Here is a 17528-nt window from a genome sequence, read left to right on the forward strand (position 1 = left end):
TGGCACTCAGATCCGTGCTGCCCGCCACGGCGTTGCCCGCCGCGTCAAACAGCTGCGTCGTGCCGTCTGTGCCCTTGAGCGTCAGGGCCACGTTGCCGCTGGCCACGTCCGCCGTCGGCGTCACCGTCACCTTGTATTGGTTGGCCACGCCCGCCACCACGCCAACAGACGTCACCGCACCGTTGGTGGCACTGAAGTGCCCCGTGGTCGGCGTGCTGCGCAGGGCCTCGCTGAAGGTCACGTAGAAGTCGATCGCGTCCTTGGTCACACCCGCAACCGTGCCGTCCGTCACCGTGTCCACCACCGGTGCCACCGTGTCCAGCACGAAGCTGCTCATCGCCACATCGCTGGCGTTGCCCGCCTTGTCGGTGGCGATGACGGTGACGTCGATGGTGCCTTCACCCAGTTGTGCGCGTTGCGCGGCGCTCAGGAGGATGGGCTGGTTGGCACCGGTGGAGACGAAGCCGTCGATGTCGACGGACTTTGTGGCATCCAGGCGGTTGACCAGACGCACGGTCATGGCCAAGCCAGCCTCGCCGGCCTTGACGGTCAGGACACCGGCGGTTGCTTCGGTTTCTGCTGCGGTGGCCCCGTCGACGATGTCGGCGGGGACCGTCAGCGTGGCCTGTGTCGGGATGCTGGTGTCAACGGTCCAGGCGATGGCGTTGCTGGCCGCCTCGCTGGTGTTGCCCGCAGCGTCCTTCTGGCGGAACTTGACCTTGCCGGCGTCGTAGGTGATGCCGGTTGGCAAGGAGAAGGTGGCCGTGGTGGCACCCGCGTCCAGCGTCGCCCAGGTGTCGGCCGTCAAGGTGCCGCCGCTGCCCGGTGCGCCATACGCGCCGCCGTTGAGGCTGACCTGCCAGGACGCGCCCGGCTCCAGGCCGATGATGTTGATGACAGCGTCGTTGGTGACGCCATCGGTGGCACCGGTGGCCGTCAGCAGGACCGGGCCCACGCTGTCGGTCTTCAGGCTGATGGTGGGGCGGGCCACGGAGGTGTCGACCAAGATGTCGGCCTGCGCATTGCTCAAGGCACCGGCCGTGATGCCACCGCTGGTGGTGGTGGCCCTGGCCGTTGCCTTCAAGGTGTAGGTGACGCCGTCCTGCAGCGTGTTGGCGGCGATGGTGCCGGTCCAGGCGCCGGCGTTGCCGCCGGCGCTGGTGTAGGCGATGTCGGTCACAAGGACGTCAGGGTGCCCTTCGGCCGTCAGCACGGCGCTGAACGATGCATTGCTGTAGGCCGCCTTTTGCGCGGCAGAGCCCACGATGTTGCCGGTCAGGGTCAGGCCGCCCGAGGCCCCGTTTTCCAAGGCATTGACGACGTCATCACCGGTCAGCTTCTCGAGCTTCATGTTCGAGTCGGTGGTGGTGAAGTCGTAGACGAAGCTGCCGGACGACGACAGGCCGGCGTGGTTGTTGCCCGCCAGATCGCGCAGCACGCCCGCCGCCATGGTGAGCGTGTAGTGGGTCAACTTGGCCAGGTTGTCCGGCGGGGTGATGGTGACCGAGTTGCCAACGATGCTGACGGCGGCGGTGTTGGTGATGTCGATGACCTGGACGACCTTGCCCTGTTCCGCATCGATCTCGTCCGGTGTCAGGACGATGCTGCCGGCGCCGGCCTTGACCGGCTCGGTGAAGGTCAGCGTGATGGAGCCCACGGGCGGCAGTTCGGTGACGCTGCCATCGGCCGGCGAGTAGGCCGACACGGTCGGCGCGACCGTGTCGATGGCCTGGGCACCGCCCAGGCTGCCCAGATCGGTGACGCTCGCCATCGGGTTGCCCACCGCGTCGGTCAGGCTGCCAGCGATCAGCGCCAGCGTCAGCGTCGCACCCGCGTTGCTGGCCGGCGGGATGACACGGACCACATAGGTGTTGGGCGTGTCCGAAGCAGCGGTCACGCTGGCGATGCTGCCGCCGTTGGTGACGCTGAAATTGGCCGCGGTCGGCGCGGTGTTGAGCGCCTCGCTGAAGGTGACGCGGAAGTTGAAAGCCGCAGCGGTCACGTCGGGCGTCGTGACGACGCTGTCGGTGATGCCGGTGATGGTGGGCGCGAGGGTGTCGACCCGTTGCGCGCCATTGCTGGTGGCGGCGGTGTCCAGCGCCGTGACGCCCAGGTCGGCATCGGCGACGGGATTGCCCGCCGCATCGGTCAGGCCCGTGCCGAGAAGTTGCAGGCGCAGCACGGCATCGGCCAGGTCGGCATTCGGACGGACCACGACCGTGACTTGCTTCTGGTCGCTGCCAGCGGCATAGGTGGCCGAATCGATGGTGCCGGTGACGGTGTCGGTGCCGGTCTGGACAACCTTGAAGTTGGCCGGGCTGATCGCACCGACCAGCGCCTCGCCAAAGGTCACGGTGTAGGTGACGGTGTCCCGGGTGATGGTGGCGGTCTTGTCGTCGGCGACCTTGTGGGCCGCAGGCGCGACGCGGTCCAGCACGAAGCTGCTCAAGCCGGCGTCGCTGGCGTTGCCCGCCAGGTCGGTGGCCACGGCACTGACCTCGATCGTGCCGTCGCCCAGCGTGGTTTGGTCCTCAGCACTGAGCACGATGGCCACAGTCGTGCCGGTGGACTCGAAGAACGGCAATTCGACGACCTTGACGTCGGCCGGGTTCGTGCGGTTGGTGAAGGTCAGGACAACATGGCTGCCGCTTTCGGCCGTCACGGTGCCGAGGCCGGCCATGCGCGAGGCTTCGCCGGCGGTGGCACCACCGGCCGACACATCAGCGGACAGCGCGACGGCCGGCGCATCCGGCTTGGCCGTGTCGATGCGCCAGGACACGTCGTTGCCGGTGACGTCGCTCATGTTGAGCGCCGCGTCCTTTTGCCGGACACGGATCCGGCTGGCGGCGTAAGGGCCATCGGTGTTGATCGTGAAGCTGCCGGTGCTGGCGTCGCCAGTGACCTGCTCGCCGCTCCAGCTGGTTCCACCGTTGATCGAGTAGTACCAGACGCCGCCGGGCTCCAGGCCTTCGACCAGGACGGTCTTGTCGCCGGTGACCTCGTCATCGGTCAGCCGGCCGGTGTCGCTGTTCAGGCGGATGCGGGGCGTATCGACCAGGGTGTCGACGGTGATGTTGTAGGTGACGACCTTGGAGGTCACGCCAGTGCGGGTGGCCGTCAGCGTGAGGGTCTTGAGACCTTCGCTCGCGGCCGCACCGGCACCCATCAGGGTGAGTTGATCTCGGCTGAGCGTGGTCGTCCAGGTCGCGCCGATCTCGGCCGCGACGGAGGTGATCACGATCGGTGCCGTGATGCCGGGCAAGGTCAGCGTGACGATGCTGTCGCGGGCGACGGTGCCGCGCAACACGACACCGGCCTGCCATTCTTCGCGGTTGACGATGTCGTCGGCGGCGACGGTCTCGAGCACCGGGATGTTGGTGACCGTGGCCACCGCGTCGGCGAGTTCGGCCAGCGTATCGAGGTTGTCGAGCGTGAGCGCCGGATCTTCGGCGGCGCGTTCGGCAATCGCCGCGATGACTGCGGCCAGGTTGCCGTCCGGTCCGTCGGTCACACCGTTGATGCCCAGGCCGGTGAAGTCGGCCGGGGTCAGCGCGTAGTCGGGGCTGTCGTTGCCCAGCGCGTTTTCGACGATCTTGCGGGCCAACTCGGCCAGCGTCTTCAGGTCGGCCAGCGTGTCGACGCGGTCTGCGGCGACGGCGTCGACCAGCGTGCCCAGCAGCTCAACCGCATTGGCGGACTGCGCGGCGCTCAGGCCCTCGGTGGTGCTCAGGGCGCTGATGTCGGCACCGATGCGGTCGAAGTCCTGTTGGGTCGGCAGGCCGGCCTGACCTGCGTCGTCCGCATTGCCCAGGCTGCCGTCGGCCGCCTGGAGGATGCGGGCATAGGCGTCGACGATGTCCTGCACTTCCTTCGGGCTGTCGGCCTGTGTGCGGGTGATGGGCCCGGCGAGCGCGTTCTTGACGGCGGCCAGCGTGGCAGGCAAGCCGCTGCCTGCGGCGGTGTCGCGCACACCCACGATGCCCAGCGCATCGAAGTCGGCCACGGTCAGCGGATGGACCCGGTTGTCGGCGTTGGTGGCGGCGTACTCGGCAATCCAGTCCAGGGCCTCAACGGCGGCATCGGCGACCGCCAGCAGCTTGTCGAGCGTCGCGATGTCGGCCGGATCACCGGCGGCGACCGCGCTCAGGACAGCGGCAGCCTGGGCCGGGGTGAGGCCGGCCGGCAGACCCAGCGCGGCCAGATCTGCAGCGCTCAGGCTGGCCAGTTGCTCGGCGGTCGGCTTGGTGCCCGGCGGCAGCGCGGCCAGGTCCATCAGGGCGTTGACCTTGTCGGCCAGTCCACCCAGTCCTTGAGGCGTGTTGACCTGCGCGTCGGTGGCCCGGTCGACCACCTGGTTGAGCAGGCCGAGGTTGGGCGAACCGTCTGTCAGCTTGTCGGCGGTGGCCGCCGGCAGGCCGAGCGCAACCACGTCGTCGTGCTGGAGCAGAGCGTCCGGGGCGGTGGTGTTGACGGTGCCATCGGCAGCGGCCAGCACCTTGGCCACGGCCGCACCGATGTCGGCCAGTTGTGCGGGCGTGGCGACCTCGTCAGCACCAACGGTGCTGCTGGCCAGCACCGCGTTGACGGCGGCCAGCACCTCGGCGGGGGTCGATCCGGCGACGGTGGGCAGTGCGGCACCGATGGCGGCGTAGTCCTCGGCGCTCGGGACCTTGTCGGCATCCAGCGGAGCGGGTTGCGCGGCGGCGTAGGCGCTGATCTTGTCCTGCGCGGCAATGGCCTTGTCGACCAGGGCCTGCAGACCCGCCGGGGTGGCGATGGACGAGGCGTCCGCATCGGGCACGGCGGCGAGTGCAGCCAGCACGGCGGGGAGCTGGGATTGGCTGTCGTCCAGGTCGCCCAGGTCGATGCCCAGCGCGGCGAGTTCGTCCACGGTCGGCGGCGTGCTGTCGGTGCCGCGGGCGTAGGCCAGCACGTGGTTGACCTTGTCGGCCAGCGCGTCAATGGCGGCTGGCGTGGCGATGTCGGCCACCGGCTTGGCGTCGATGGCGCCGTTGAGCAGGCTCAGGTTGACCGCATCGGTCGCTGCGGCACCAATGTCCGCGCCGATGTTGGCGTAGTCCTGCGCCAGCGGCTTGCCGTCGGCAGGTGCCGCCGGAGCCATGGCATCGGCGACACCATTGGCAAGGTTGAGGAGCTTGTCGTAGCTGTCGACCAGGGCCTGCAGGTCGGACGGCAACTTCGCCAGATCCGCACCGATGCGATCGGTGCCGTCTGCGGCCTGGGTCGACAGTGCCGCGTTGATGGCGGCGAGGTTGGCGGGACCGTCGGCGGTGGCTGCATCGCGCACACCGGTGACACCCACGGCCGCGAAGTCGTCCACGCCCGGCGCGCCGTCGGTGACGGGTGCGAGGGCGGCGTTCTCGGCGTAGTCCTCGATCTTGATCTGGGCCAGCTTGGCGGCTTCGGCGATGGCTTGCAGGTCGTCCAGGCTGCTGATGTCCGCGGGCGAGCCGGCAGCGATGGCCGCCAGCAGAGCCGGCAGGCTCTCAGGGGTGATGCCGGTCAGGCCGATCTTGGCCAGGTCAGCGGCCCCCAGCACGGGGGCTGGCTGGACGTCGTTGGCGAGGTCGACGACCTTGTTGACGATGTCGCTGAGTGTCTTGATCTCGTTCGGGCTGTCGACCGAGCCATAGGGCTTGTCCGCGACCACGTCATTGAGCAGGCCGTTGTTGGCCGGCGCATCGACGATGCCGGTGACACCCAGCGCGGCATAGTCGGCCGCACTCGGCGGGGTCGCCGGGTCGTTGCTCGGATCGGCGTCGGTCATCCGGCGGATCGCGGCCATGGTGTCGGCCATGGTCTGCAGGTCGTCCAGGCTGTTGACGCCGTCGATCGGGTTGGCCTTGATCGCCGCTTGCACGGCGGCCAGCGTCTCGGGCGTCAGGCCGGTGACGCCGAGCTTCTCCAGCTCAGCCAGGGTCGGCGGGGTGCTTCCGCCATTGGCGGCCGCGACGACCTTGGCCGCCAGCGCGGCCAGGTCACCGATCTTGGCTGGTGTGTTGAGCGTCGTGTGGTCGGCCGGCTGCGCGTCCAGGGCGCCTTGCAGCAGACCCAGCGCGGCGGCACCTGCGGGGGTGGCGGCATCCGGCACCTTGGCCGGGTCGACACCGATGCGGCGCAACTCGTCGGCGCTGACCGGCACCTCGGCATTGCCCGGCGTGCCGTCGGCCGCGTCGAGCACATGCTGGTAGGCGTCAAACACGCCTTGCAGCTTGCTCCGGGTGTCGACATCGGCCCGGTTCAGCGCCTGCACGGCGGCATTGAGCATGTCGACGGTTGGCGCGCCCTCAGCGCCCAGGCCGCTGACACCGGCGCGTTCGTAGTTGCCCTGATTCGGGACATCCAGCACACCGGTTTCGGGATTGACCTCACCTTCGGCAAAGCGCTTGATCAGGGCCAGATCCTTGAGCACCTCCTCGATCACCGCATCCAGCTCGCTGCTGGTGTTGACGGCGGCGGCGCTGTTCAAGGCCTTCACGGCTTCGATGGCGGCCGGCAAGGTGTCTTCATCCAGGGCGCTGACGCCCAGACGGATGAAGTCTTCCAGCGTGATCGTCGGCGTGTCGGTGTTGCCTGCCAGGGCCAGCATCTTGGCGGCGGATTCGGCGATCAGGTTGATGTCGGCTGGCGTGTCGACGCGGTCACGGCTGGTCGCGTCGATCGCGGTCTGCAGCAGCAGCAGCGTGTCGGGATCGATCGGCGCGCTCGCACCGAGGCGGTTGATCTCGGCGGCGCTCGGCAGGGCCGGCAGGTTGTCGGCGTGGTTGCGGGTGCCGTCGGCGAGGTCGAGCACCTTGGCATAGGTGTCGGCGATGGCCTGGACCTTGGCCTGGCTATCCGCTTCGGTTCCGGTCACATTCCCGCTGCCCAGCGCCGCGTTGACGGCGGCCAGGGTGCCCGGCTGGGCCGGCGTGGAGCCGCTGGCAGGCTGGTCATCCGTGACGCCGGAGACGCCCATGTCGAGGTAGTCCTGCACGCTCGGCAGGTCGGCCTCGTTGTTGGACTGGGCATAACGCGTGACCTTGGCGAGCGCCAGCACGGCCTTGTCGGCCAGTTCGGCCAGTTCGGCCAGCGACTCCAGCGCGCTGCCGTCGTCCGGACTGGTGGCGATGGCGGCCAGGATGGCGGCCTGCTGGGCCGGCGTCTTGCCCGTGATGTCGATGCCCAGGGCCAGCAGGTCGGCGGGAGTGAGGGCCGGCGACACCAGCTTGCCGGCGGCGGTGTCCATCACCTTGTTGACCACGTCGGCCAGGGTTTCGATCTGGGCCGGGGTCGACACCGCTGACAGCGGCTTCTTGTCGATGACCGCACCCAGCAGGGCCGCGCCACTGCCGTCCGGGTCGTTGGCGGCGCTGGAGCCGCCCATGTCGACACCCAGGGCCTCGAAATCGTCGGCGGTGGGCAGTTGGTCGGCAGGGGTGATCGAACCGCTCGGGCCGTTGGCGGCGGCGATCACCTTGTCTGCGGCGGTGACGGCGGCCTGCAGCGCGGCAGCGTCCTTGGCCGCATCCGGCCCGATGGCCTTCAGCGCGGCGTTGAGCAGCGGCAGGTTGTTGGTGGTGACGTCCTCGACACCGATGGCGGCGTACTGCTCCTTGGTCGGCGCAGCACCGGTCGGCGTGGCGCCCGCCAGAACGGCGTTGTAGGCGTTGACGATGGCCGCGATCTCGGCCGGCGAGTTGGCGTTTTCAGCAGCGATGGCCGGCGTGGCGAGCGCGCTGTTGATGGCGGCGATGTTGGCGTCGGTGACGGTGGGCCGGCCGGCGGTGTCGACCATGCCGATCGCCGCGAAGTCCGCCGGCGTCGGAACCTTGGTCGGGTCGGTGTTGTCCGGGTTCGCGGCGTAGGCCGCGATCTTGGCCTGCGCGGTGACGGCCGCATTGAACAGAGCCTGCAACTCGCCCACGGTGTCGACCAGACCCAGGTCGGTCTTGGCCTGGACGGCGGCCAGACCGGCGGCGACACCGGCGTTGTCGACGGTCGATCCGAGGTTCAGGCCCAGTTGCTGCAGCTGGGCCTTGCTGATGGGCAGGGCATCGGCCGAGGGCAGGGTCTGACCGGGCTTGTTGGCCAGACCCAGCAGGGTCTGGGCCAGCGTGTTGAGGGCCTCGATGGCCGCCGGGCTGGCCACGCTCAGGTGGTCGGCCGGCTGGGCGTCGATGGCCGATTGCAGCAGCCGCAGCGGGTGTGCGTTGTTGGCCGTGGCGCCGAGGTTGACACCCAGCGCGATCAGGTCGTTCTGGGAAGGCAAGGCCGCGCCGGCGTTGTCCCGGTTGCCATCGGCCGCCTGCAGCACACGGGCATAGGCGTCGAGGATGGCTTGGACCTCGTTGGGCGAGTCGACCTGTTCACCACCGACGGCGGCGGTGCGCAGCACCGCGCCGAGCATGTCGGCGGCCATGGGCTCGGCCTGCAGTGCCAGCGGGATGACCAGGCCGAGCGCGGCGTAGTCCGCCAGGCTGGGTTGCTCACCGGCACCCGTCTCGGCATAGGCCAGGATGCGCTCGTAGGCATCGACGGCCTCGGCCACCTTGGTGTTGAGCTTGGACAGGGTGTTGACGTCGCTGCCATCGTCCGCGCTGACACGAATGGCGTAGAGCGCGGCCTGCGCGGCACCGGGCTTGGTCGTTTCCAGCGTGGCCAGCGTGTTGCCGTCGACGTCGCGCACGCCCAGGGCGTCGAGCTCGGCGATCGTGACCTTCGGGGCGGTGCTGGTGTCGTTGTTGGGAATGGCAGCCTGCGCCATGACCTTGTTGACCAGCGCACCCAGCGTGTCGATCTCGGCCGGCTTGTCGACCGCGCCGTCTTCGAGGTTGCCGATGACGCTGTTGAGCAAGCTCAGCACGTTCGCGTCGGCCTTGCCAGCATTGGCCCCGGTGGTGGGCAGGCCGGTGGTCAGCTTCGGAACCGCCACGCCGATGCGGGTGTAGTCGAGCTGCGTCGGGTTGTCGGCCGTGTCGGCATCGGGCGCGCTGCCGTTGGCCTCGTCAAGAATGCCCTGGTAGGCGTCCACGATGGCACGGACCTGGGCCGGCGTGTTGGCCTGGCTGGCACCCACGGGGCCGGTGGCCAGCGCGGCATTGATCGCGCTCAGGTTGGCCGCGGTGACCAACGGGGTGATGACGTGTTGGTTGGGATCCGGATTGCGGGCGTCCGTGTTCACCAGACCGATCGCCGCATAGGTCGAGACCTCCGGTGCCGGCACGCGGCTGGGATCGGAAGCGCCGGCATAGGTGCGGATGATCCCCATGGCGTCGTTCGCGCCGGTGACCAGATCCTGCAGCTTCTGCAGGGAATCGATGCCCGAGCCGTTGTCCGGGCTGGCCTGGATGGCCGACAGCATGGCCGGCCAGTTGCTGGCGCTGTCCAGTCCGGTGAAGTCGACGCCCAGCTCTTCCAGCACGGCGGGTGTCAGCGGCGGGCTGGTCTGAGGTTGGCCGGCAGCCTCCAGCGCGACCAGCTTGATGAGGTCGAGCAGGTGCTTGATCTTGTCGGGACTGTTGACCTCCACCGGACGGGCCGCGTCGACCGCGCCTTGCAGCAGGGTCAGGCCGCCGGCGCCGGCGGCATCCAGATCGTCCTTGGACAGGCCCAGCGCCTCGAAGTCAGCGCGGCTGGGCAGTTGTTCGGGGTCGGTGTTGACCACGCCGTCGGCCGCATCCAGCACGCGGCGGGCGGCGTCGACGATGGCCTGGACCTTGGCGGGAGTTCCAGCATCGGCGCTGTCGACCACGACCGACGCCAGGGCGCTGTTGACGGCGTTGAGGTAGTCGGCCTGCGAGGCGGTGTTCTCGTCACCCACCAGCGGGCCGGGAATGGCCACGCCAATGTTGGTGTAGTCCGTCAGCGAAGGCAGGTAGGCCTCCAGCGGGGTGTCCGCATAGGTGCGGATCTTCTGCATCGAGACGGCGGCCTGGGTCGCGAGGGCTTGCAGCTCGCTCAGGTTCTCGATCTCGCTGCCGTTGTCGGGCGACGCCTTGATGCGGTTGAGCAAGGCCGGCAGGCTGTTGGCGTTGATGCTGGAGAGGCCCAGCGTGTCTTTCAGGTCCTCGATGGTGAGTGCCGGAACGGGCGTCTCGCCACGGGCGGTGGCCATCAGGCGTTCGACCACGCTGACCAGATCGCCAACTTCCTTGACGCTGTCAACCTTGCCGGCATCGACGCGGGCGACGGCGTCGTTGAGCAGGGACAGCGTGGACGCGCGACTGGCGCTGGTGTCGGTCAGCGGCGCACCGGCCTTGGCATAGTCGGTCGCAGCAGGCGTGGGGGCACCTGCCACGCCCTCGGCGTGGTCCTGGAGCACCCGGAAGCCATCGACGATGTCCTGCAACTCGTTCAGGCTGTTGACCTTGTCCGGCGCACCGGACTTGCGCACGGCATCGACCAGGCTGTTGAGCGCTGCCGAAGCACGGGCTGGCGTGGACTCGTTGAAGTTGTCCATGCCAAAGGACTTCAGCGCGGACAGGGTCAGGCTGGTGCCTGCTGCCGCAGCCGGCGTGGCAAGGCGGACGATCTCGGCGGCGGTGGCCGCCAGGGCGTCAATCTGGGCGGGCGTGCTGACCTGCGAGGCGGTCTGCTCACCCAGTCCGTCGTTGAGCAGGGCCAGCACATCGCTGCGCGGCGTGATGCCGTCGGCCTGGGTCAGCGCAGCGGTCTTGACGCCGATGCGGGCATAGGTCTGGAGGGTGGGATCGGCCGCCGGCGTGACATCGTCTGCGGTCGGCCCGTTGGCCTCGGCCAGGATCAAGTTGTAGGCATTGACGATGCCCTGCACCTGGCTGCGGGTGGCGGCATCGGCACCGGTCACCTGCTCGCTGGCCAGGGCGGCGTTGATGGCGGAGACGTTGTCGGCGGTGACGTTGCGGATGCCCACGCTGTCGTAGGTGGCCTTGCTCGGCACCTTCACCACGCCGCTGTCCGGGTCAACCTTGCCATCGGCGTAGTTTTTGATGGTCAGCAGGTCACGCAGGATGTTGTCCATCAGCGTCTGGACCGCACCGACCGTGCGCACGGTGCTGCCGTCGTTGGCCTGGTTGGCCAGCGCCGCCAGGATCTGGCCCACGTTGCCCGGATCGTCCGGGAACTCGGCCGTGTGGCCGATGTCCAGGCCAGACACACCGAGGGCGGCGAAATCGGCCGCCCAAGCCTGGGCCTCTTCGATCGAGACCGGCAGGTCGGTGGTGCCACTCGGCAGGTCACGGGCCACTTGGGCCATGACACGTTGGACCGCAGCGGCCAGCGCATCGAGGTCGGCCACGCTGTCGACCTGGGCCGCTTCCTTGCGGCGCAGCACGTCGTTCATCAGGGCCAGCGTGTCGGCATCGGGCGTGGCGGCGTCGGGCGCGGCGACATCGGTGACGCCGGGCAGGGTCACACCGATGGCGCGGTAGTCGGCCGCCGTCGGGTTGACGGCAGGCTCGTTGTCCGGCGTGTTGTCGGCATTGGTCGGCTGGCCCACCAAGGTGGCAGGCTCGTTGGCCTCGTTGAGCACGGCGCGCCAGGCGTCCACCTGCGCTTGAAGCGCGGCGGGATGGCCCACATCGGCGAAGTTCCGGCGATCCAGCGAGTCGCTCATCGCGCGGGCGATCGGCGAGCTGCCGTTGACCAGACCCAGGGCGGTGAGGTCGTCGGCGCTGAGTTGCTGGGCAAGCGGAACACCCCCTGCCGTGGCCACACCATTGGCCAGGTTCTGGATCTTGGCGACGGCGTCCAGGGCCGCCTGGAGTCGGGCGACATCCACGGCCTGGTCGGCGGGCAGGTTCAGGCGGTCAACGACGGCATCGAAGGCCCGCAGACGTGCTTCGGTTTGATCGTCACTGCCCTCCAGACCCGACAGACCCAGCAAGGCCCAGGTGTCGGCATCCAGCAAGGCGGCTTCGGGGCTGAGGCTGCCGTCGGTCGGCGCCTGGCCGTCCGCCGCTGCACGCACCTCGGTCAAGGCGTCCAGCATGGCCTGCAGCTGTTCAGGCGACGACACGTCGGCGCCGTCGACCTGCGGGCGTGCCAGCACGCTGTTGAGGCTGGCGACGGCGATGTCGCTGAGCCGCTCCCCATCTGCGTCGACCAGGCCGATGGCCTTGTAGGTGTCGGCGTCCGGCGCGCCAGTCGGCGTCGGGCTGTCGGCGTAGGCCATGATCTTGGCGCGCGCCGCGATCGCGTCACGGGCCACCGCCTGCAACTCGTTCAGCGTGTCGACGGCACTGCCGTCATTGGGCGACGCTGCGATCGCAGCCCGCACGGCGGCGAGGTTGGCGTCGGTGACGTCGCTCAGACCCAGGGCATTCAGGTCGTTGGCGCTGATCGGCGCGGCGACCGGGTCGGTGACGATCCCGGCGGCCAGTGCCATGACAGCGGCGACGCGGTCCGCCAGGTCTTGCAGTTCGGCGGGGCTGTTGACGTCTTCCACCACCAACGGGCCGATGACGCTGTTGAGCAGCTTCAGCGCGGACGCATCGAGCGGCGTGCCCGCTTCGATCCCACGATCGGCGCCACGGTCAATGCCCAGCGTGGCGTAGTCGGCAGCGCTGGGGTTGTCCTGCGGATCGGCATCCGGCGCCGGGCCGTTGGCCTCGTCCATCACCGACTGGTAGGCGTCGGCCATGGCTTGCAGGGCTGCCGGCGAGGCCAGGTCGCTGCGGTCGATCGCCTCGGTGGCCAGCACCGCGTTCAAGGCCAGACGCAGCTCGGGCGTCAGGCCGGTGATGCCGATGGCGGCATAGTCCTCGATGCTCGGGCCGTCTTCCGGTGCCGGCGGCGGGGTCAAGTCGGCATAGTCCCAGATGCTTTCTTGCGCAGACTTCGCCTCATCGGCCAGGGCCTGCAGCGCGGCCAGGTCCTTGGCCACGCTGAGGTCATCCGGGCTGGCGACCAGTGCCGACAACACAGCAGCCAGCGTGCTGTCGGTCAGACCGTCGACGCCCAGTGCCTCCATGGCGGCCTTGAAGCCAGGCAGCGGATCCGCACCGAGCGCGTCGAGCTTGCCCAGGGCTGCCTGGGTGACCGCCGTGGCGTGCGCGGCCAGGGTCGCCAGTTCGCTGGCGTTGTTGACGTCGTCGCGTTCGAGACCGGCGACGGCGTCGTTGAGCAGGTCCGCCACTCCCGCGTTGGCGGTGACGTCCACACCCAGCAAGCCGTACTGGGCAGCGGTCGGGTCGTTGCTGGCGTCGGTGTCTGCGGCCGCGCCATTGGCATGGTCGAACACGGCCCGGTAGGCGGCCGCGATGGCCTTGACCTCGTCGGGGCTGTCGGCATGCTGGCCTTTGACGGCCAAGGTGGCCAGGGCCGAGTTGACGGCACCGGCCATGGCCAGGTCGGTGACATCGGTGACGCCCAGCGCCTTGTAGTCTTCCAGTTGCGGCTCGCGGGTCGGATCGTTGCTCTCGGCGTAGGCGCTGATGACGTTCTGAGCGGTCTTGGCCTCGTTGGCCAGTGTCTGCAGCTTGCGGGGGGTGTTGGCTTCCACGCCGGTGTCGGCACTGCCGGCAATGCCGCTGAGCACGACGGCCAGGTTGTCGGCAGTGACGTCGCTGAGGCCCAGTCCGGTCAGATCGGCAACCGTCAGCGGCGGCGTCACCGGCAAGCCAGCGGCCAGTTGCATGACGCGGGTCGGCACGTCGGCCAGGGCCTTCAGTTCGCTCACGCGGTCGACGTCCGCAGTGGTCAGCTTCGTCACCAGGCTGTTGAGCAGCGTGGTGGCCTCATCCTTCAGCGGGTTCGGCGTGCTGACACCATCGACCACACGGTCCGGGAAGGCCGTCTCGAACGCCTTCATGCCGATGCGGGCATAGTCGGCGGCCTTGGCCGGGTCTGACGCCAGACCCAGGTCGGCACCCACCAGGTCGAGCACGCGGTTGTACGACTCGGCAATCGCCTGGACCTTGCGCCATGTGCCGACGTCGGTCGGTGCCAGGGCATCCACGGCCGAGTTGACGGCATCCAGCGTGGTGACGTTGGGCACCAGCGCCGCGAGCCCACCTCGGGCGTAGTTGTCCAGCGTGGGCTTGGGATAGAACTCACTGTCGGTGGCGTAGTCGATGATGACCTTGAGGTCACCAATCAGCCCGTCGACCACCGCGCGAACCTCCGACAAGGTGTCGACTTCCGAGGGCGACTTCGCCGCGATGGCATTGAGGACGTCTGCCAGATTGCCGAAGTCGACGCTGTCGTCGACACCGGCGATGCCCAGCAGTTCGAAGTCGGCGGCGGTCAGGGGCCGGGGACCGGACCCCCGGTCATCGGCGACCGCGAGCAGGCGCTGGACCACATCGGCCATCGCCTGGATCTTCTCCAGCGTGTCGACGTCGGCAGGGTTCTTGGCATCCAACACGGAGCCCAGCAGACGAGCCTCGTTTTCGTTGACCGCGATGCCCAAGGCAGCGTACTGCGCTGACGTCGGCAGTTCGAGGAGGCCGGTGTTGGAACGGCCGTCGGCGAGTGCCTGCACGGCCTGCAGCGCCGCCACGGCGGCCGCAACCTCGCCGATCGTGTCGGAGGCCGAATCGGGCAGCGTCTTGAAGATGCTCAGCACCAGCGGAAGGTTGTCCGCAGTGACACCGTCCACGCCCAGGGTGACGAAGTCAGCCAGGGTCGGCACCACCTCGGGCGGTTGGGTTTGGCCGTTGTAGTTCTTGATCCGATCCAGAGCGACCTTGGCGGCCGCAATGGCTTCCGTGACGACCTGCTGCAGGCCGGCCTGGGTGTCCACCTTGGATTCGTCGGTCACGCTGGCGATGCCCTGGATGACAGCGCGCAGGTTGTCATCGGTCACCCCAACGATGCCCAGCCGCGAGAACGATGCCTTGCCGACCGCCGTGTTGGCCGACAGACCGGCACGGGCTGTGTCGATCGCAGCTTTTTCGGCCACCGCATCCGAGGCGCGCACGAGTGCCAGCGCATGCTGGATCACGCCGGAGGTGTCGACGACGAAGGTGCGGGTCAGCGTCTCGGAGACGTTGCCGGCCAGGTCGATCTGGTGGGTCTGGACCACCAGCTTGCCGTTGCCGTCGACCGAATCGCCGAGCAGCACCAACTGCTTGCTGGCAGGCGCATCGCGCCATGCACCCTGGCCGGTGCGGTAGCGCACCACGGCATCGGGCGTGCTGCCCACCAGGTTGATCGAGCGACCGGCCACCACGGTGACGTTGTCGGTGCTGCTGATGCCGTCATCGCCATCGATGACGAAGGAGACGTTGCCAGGATTGACCGTGTCGACCGTGGCCAAGGGCTGCGGCGTCGTGTAGACCGGGCTGTAGTTGCCCAGGCCATCGTTGCCGTACCGAGAGTCATCCTTGATCTGGACCACGCGCGCCAGCAACTTGTTCTCGCCCTCGGCAAACCGCACGCCGGCCGCCAGGAACACGGTGCGCGCGTTGCCTTCCGTGCTGATGTCCTGAAGGCCATTCGGGCGGAACCACGTCTGGCCACCGTTGGTCGAGAACTCGATCCTTTCGGTCTGACCCAGCGCCCGGTCGTTCAGCGTGATCCGGACATCCTGGATGTTGATGTTGGTAACACCGTCGTCGGTGCTGCCATAGGCGGCCTCCTGACCCTCGGCATGACCAGCGGGACGTTCGGCGTAGTGGCTGTCGTTGTTGCCTTCCAGTTCCAGGCCGACGACCCGTGCAGACGGCAGCACGGTGTCGATCATGACGGCGACCGTCGCCTCCAGTTGGGCGAAGGCGACCGCCGTGCGGGTGTTGCCCGCGCGATCGGTGGTGCTGGCCGTGACGGTGATCGTGGTCAGCTGCTGGCCCAGTTCCAGCAACTGGTCCTGCGTCAGCTTGAAGGTCGCCTGACCACCCACCACACCGCCGACATCGAGCACCTGCGCCGTGAGGCTGAGCGTGACATCGCCAGCCTTCAACTTCATCACGGCGGTGGAACCGACGGTGCCTTGCACCGTCAGCGCACCATTGACGAGATCTTCCCGGTCCAGCACCACATTCTGGGATTCGCCACGCGCCAGCACGACGGGCTTGCGCATCGCGATCTGGTTGTCCTCGATGTAGGCCTGCAGCGACGGGTAGGCCTGGGTGGGCTCAAAGGGCACGTTGGGCGCACCGCTGTACAGCAGGTCCTGGACCGCGCTGGCATCCATCTCGCTGCCTTCCGAGGCGCGCCAGATCAGGGTGGTCTCGAAGCCAGGGCGGTCGCTGTAGTTCAGGACCGATGCAAGCAGCGTCAGCGTGTCACCGGCATTGGCCTTGCCAGCAGCGGCCTGCAGGCCGGAGATCAGGGCCAGGGCCAGGCCGTGGTTCTGTTCGCGCTGCGACAGCGCGGCGAACTGGGCGTTGGGTTCGGCGCCTTCATTGGTCGTGATGGGGGTGCTGGTCAACAGGTCCGTCACCTCGAAGACGTCGGCCACCGCTGCCATCGCCTTCTTGACCTCGGTGATCGCCGCCTCACGGCCCACCGCCGCGATCAGTTCACGGACCGAGTCCTCTCCAACCGCCAGGCCGGCCTTGCGAGCGGCGAGTTCGGTCAGCGCCGTGACGTGGGCGGTCTGGGCGCCGCCGCCAACGACCAGCACGGCGCGCAGATCTGCGTCCAGGTCGGTGAACTCACCGGTGGCTTCGTCGTAGTAGTTGCCACCCGAATTGGTGTCGCGCACGACCACGGTCACGAGACCCTTGTAGCCCGTGGCCAGGTCGACGCTGTAACTGCCGTCGGCGTCATTCAGTGCCACCGCCTTGCCACCCTTGTTGAGCAGGCGACCGTTCTCGTCATAAACCAGCACTTCGGCCTGGGTCATCTTGCCCAGCGCCACGACGCCCGTCAGCCGGGAAGGCGCGGAGGACGCCTCCGTCGGGTTGTCGTTGCTGCCCGTCTTGCCGGTCAGGGCCAGCAGCCCGCCGAAGATGCCCGCCAGCGTTGGCCAGGTCCAGTTCCAGTTGTCGGACCTGTCGCTGTTGACTTCCGTGTCGGCGACATGGCGTTGGGTGGTGGTGCCGTTGTCGAGCTGGCCCTGGACCGGTGCGGCCTCCTTGGGCGCGACTCGCACCGGTTCGACCACCGGTTCATGCTGCCGGGTCTTGCCGGCCTTCTCGACCGGGTCCGACTTGGCCGGGGCGTCTTCGTCGGCCGAGCCGGCCGGCTTCTTGACCTGGGCGTTGTTGCGGTTGTAGCGGGTGATTTCCTGCGACGAGGCGGTCAGGTTGGCCTCGGGCGACAGACTGATCTCCTCGATCTTCTGGAACAACTGAGCCAGCGTGACGGTGCCGTCGGCAAACACCATCGGCCAGTCGGGCTGGGTCAGCGCCTGCACGGCACCACCGCTGACGATGATGCGCTCCCCATTGGCCATGACGATCAACAGATCGACGTCCAGGGCGCGAATGTCGCGGATGTTCTTGATCGACAGCTTCTTGAAGAGATCAGCAGCGTCGGCAATCTGGACAGCGGTGGTGTTGCTCATGTCGATTTCCCTGGAGTCGTGCGGCAGACCTGGGAGGTCATGGCCGTGAAGATGGTTTGGCGTTCAGCGTTCTGTGGGGCCGGGGTCAAGGCCC

The 17528-nt window shown here is 68.4% G+C and carries 1 protein-coding gene; it reads right to left on the reverse strand.

The window, feature by feature from the left end; genetic code table 11:
- On the reverse strand, positions 1 to 17434 hold a 17434-nt coding region (locus EV685_RS12500), incomplete at its 3' end, for an Ig-like domain-containing protein (RefSeq protein ID WP_130482381.1).
- Positions 17435 to 17528 lie beyond the last annotated feature (94 nt).

Origin of the sequence: Sphaerotilus mobilis, from assembly GCF_004216565.1 — a bacterium.
Lineage (GTDB): Bacteria > Pseudomonadota > Gammaproteobacteria > Burkholderiales > Burkholderiaceae_C > Sphaerotilus > Sphaerotilus mobilis.